The organism is Exiguobacterium sp. UBA6282 (assembly GCF_002440475.1).
Classification (GTDB): Bacteria; Bacillota; Bacilli; order Exiguobacteriales; family Exiguobacteriaceae; genus Exiguobacterium_A.
In genome coordinates this window covers 844-3,868 of record NZ_DJUM01000052.1, presented here as the reverse complement: position 1 = coordinate 3,868, position 3,025 = coordinate 844, and the positions used below count along the sequence as shown (strand labels likewise).

The following is a 3,025-nucleotide window of genomic DNA, read 5'->3' as shown; positions in this document are numbered from 1 at the left end:
CGGTTTGCGGCGAACAAGATCTCATCGAAGTATGCCGTCTGGACGTACGTCTCGAATGTCATCCGTTGCGCATTCTCCCCGACACCAACGCGAGCGAGTTCGCCGATGACTCCGTATCTCGCATCCTCGTCCTCAATCTGGCGTTGCAAGCTTTCCCAAGCCGCAATCAATTGATCGATGTGTGCGCGTTCCTTCTCAAGCCCGACACGTCGGTCGGTCCGCTCCGTCAGTTCAAGCGACGCCGTCTTCACATCCATCCGCAACTGTTCGAGATCCGGACGCACTTGACCTTCTGTCTTCAAACGGGCTTGTTCCTGCTTCAGCTTCAATTCCTGCCGCGCTAGACGATCTTGTTCCAAACATTCTTGGAGGTGACGGAGTTCGTCACGAGACCGTCTCGCATCGCGGAAGGCTTCAATCGTCGGAAACGCTTCTTCTGCCAAGACTGCGTGTAATTCCTTTTCGCGTCTCGTTAATCGGTCGCTTTGTTCAGCAGATGCCTCAGTCAATTGACGGAATCGACCTTGGTGTTCCGCGAAGTCACGATCGAGCTGTTCCTTCTCGTGTAGCTGTTTCTGTTTGTCTTGCTTAAACTGCTCGATACGTGTTTCTGCCTGTTGTTGTTCCTCACGGAGTGCTGGTAGCGATTTCGTGGACTCTCCTGATTGACTTAGGCGACCAGACAAGTGTGCCATTTCCGATTCGATGACGGTCCGGTCTTTGATCATTGCATCGATTTTCAGTTGTAGCTGATCCATGGATTGCTCGAGTTGTTGCAGGCGAGTCTCAAGACGCGCTTTTTCCGTCTGTGCTGACGCTAATCGGGCTTCCGTCTGTTCGACTTCCCGAAGCTGTGCTGAAACATCCGCATGAGATGACTTGTTTTCACTCGTCTTTTGAATCTCGATCGTCAGTTGTTGCAGACGCTCTGCAACCGTCCGGTACGAGGCTTGTAACTCTTGATGCGCTTGTTGGGCTTCTAGGAACCGCTGTTGCGCTACATCGACCGATAGTTCCTGTGCGACGGCGACAGCATGTTGCGGATGCGACGTACTGCCACAGACAGGACAAGCCAGCCCGTCCGTCAATCCCTTGGCAAGTTCAGCAGCCAGTTGTTCCCGTTCACTTTTACGAGCTACTTCATACGCACGCGCTGCCGCCTCTTTTTGATTCCGGACGCTTGTACCGCGGACGATCAACTGTTGTCGCTCTGCTTCCAACTTGTCATACTCTGCGAACTTCGTCGCCAACTGTTGCAGGGTGAAGCGTCGTTCTTGCGCCTGTAAGCGTTCTGCTCCGACGTTCTGCAATGGTCGTAGCTGTTCCTGAACGGTCTTTCGCTCCGTCCGCGTTTGTTCAAGTTGTTTCCTGAACGGTTCCGGATCAAGTTGCTTTAAGCGTTCTGTCAGTTGTTGCTGTTGTTGCCGTAAGAGGGTCTCCGCTTCCAACCGTTCACATTCTTCTTGAATTTTCTCAAGACGACGACTCAGTTGTTCAATCTGCGGTTCTTCCGCCAGTAATCGATTTACTTTGTCTTGAACGGTGCCTTGCCACTCTGTCAAGCGCGTGACGTGCTGTTCGGTTTCTTGCTGTTGCCGTTTAAGTCGTGTTAGCTGTTCTTGATCTTGTTGCCATTGATCAAAAAATGGTGCGACGATTTGAGCACGTTCGGCAGCCGTTGCTTCTTCTTGCATCCGCTTAATGTCTGATGATCGTTCAAGCAACAATTGCTCCGTCCGTTGAAGTTGCTCTTGCTCTTGGAAAGCTGCTTCGAGTTGTTCGCCCTTTTGCAACCGTGTCGTTTTGCTCTCGACGATCGTACGTGTTTGTTGCTCCGCTTCATGAGCCGCTGTCAACCACTCATCCCGTTCCGTCGTCAACGCTTCCATTCGTAACCGGATGTCCGCTTCCGTTAATTCACTCCAGTTTGCTTGCAGGGGTAACTCCTCAAGCTTGGCCCATTGTTTCGTCTTCGTTTCCTTGATGCGTGCCGCAAGATCGAGCGCTTGTCGGTGCAAGCGTTGTTGGAACTCACCATAATGTTCCGTCTTGAACAGTTGTTTGAGAATCTGCAATTTATCTTTTGACTCTGCCATCAACAGTTCCCGGAACTTATTTTGTGGCAACAGGAGAATTTGTGAAAACTGTTTATGGTCGAGCTGGATCAACTCTTGAACGCGTTGTTTGATTTCTGGAATCTTGACCGCAAGCGGCTTCCATGTCGTTCCGTCGAACCGAGCGAGCTCGGCTTCATGCGAGTAACCGGTTTTATTGACTGGATGCGGTTGACTCGGTTGGCGGATGATCCGGTACCGTTCTCCTTTCAGCGTAAACTCCAGTTCAACTTCCGTCTTTTGCTCGGGCACGGCAAAATGACTTCGCAGTTCGCTCATTTCCCGTTCGCCACCGGACGTTTCGCCATACAGCGCGAACGTCAATGCATCAAAAATCGTCGTTTTCCCAGCCCCTGTATTCCCGGAAATGACGAACATCGTCCGTCCAGCAAGTGCCGTGAAATCAATCGTCTCTTCACCAGCAAACGGACCAAAGGCGCGTAATGTCAGTCGTTCTGGGCGCATGTCGCTTCCTCCTTCAAGACGGCTCGCATCGCTTCCGTCGGCTTCTTCTCACGAACTGCTTCATAAAATTCACTGAACAGATCCGCAACAGAAGCATCCTTGACCTGCTCACGCGATGCTTTGACCGCCCGCGTACTCTCACGGACGAATCCAATTCGCTCGAGGTGCAGGATGTTCGGATAGATTTTCTTGAGCTTGCCCATCGGATCCATCAAGGCTTCACCATCCGTTAGATTGATCTTTAAGTAATCGTCCGTGTCTTGTGTCGCAACGAACGCCGGGTCTGTCAGCTCAGTGAGACTACCGGTCAGTTCCCGCAAATCACGTTTTGGTGCAAGTGGTTCGAACCGACGATCGAACGTACCCGCATCGTTCAACGTCAACACATCGACCCCTTTAATGTGATGGGCTTCCGAGAATGAATATTTCAAGAGCGATCCGCTGTA

2 protein-coding genes are annotated in these 3,025 nt (G+C 51.6%); both read right to left on the bottom strand.

Annotated features, from left to right (window positions below; translation table 11 throughout):
* Positions 1-2,579: AAA family ATPase (locus B2751_RS13010; RefSeq protein ID WP_290775208.1), on the bottom strand; the 2,579-nt coding region annotated here is incomplete at its 3' end.
* On the bottom strand, positions 2,561-3,025 hold a 465-nt coding region (locus B2751_RS13005; protein ID WP_290775183.1), incomplete at its 5' end, for an exonuclease SbcCD subunit D C-terminal domain-containing protein. The genes B2751_RS13005 and B2751_RS13010, both read right to left, overlap by 19 nt.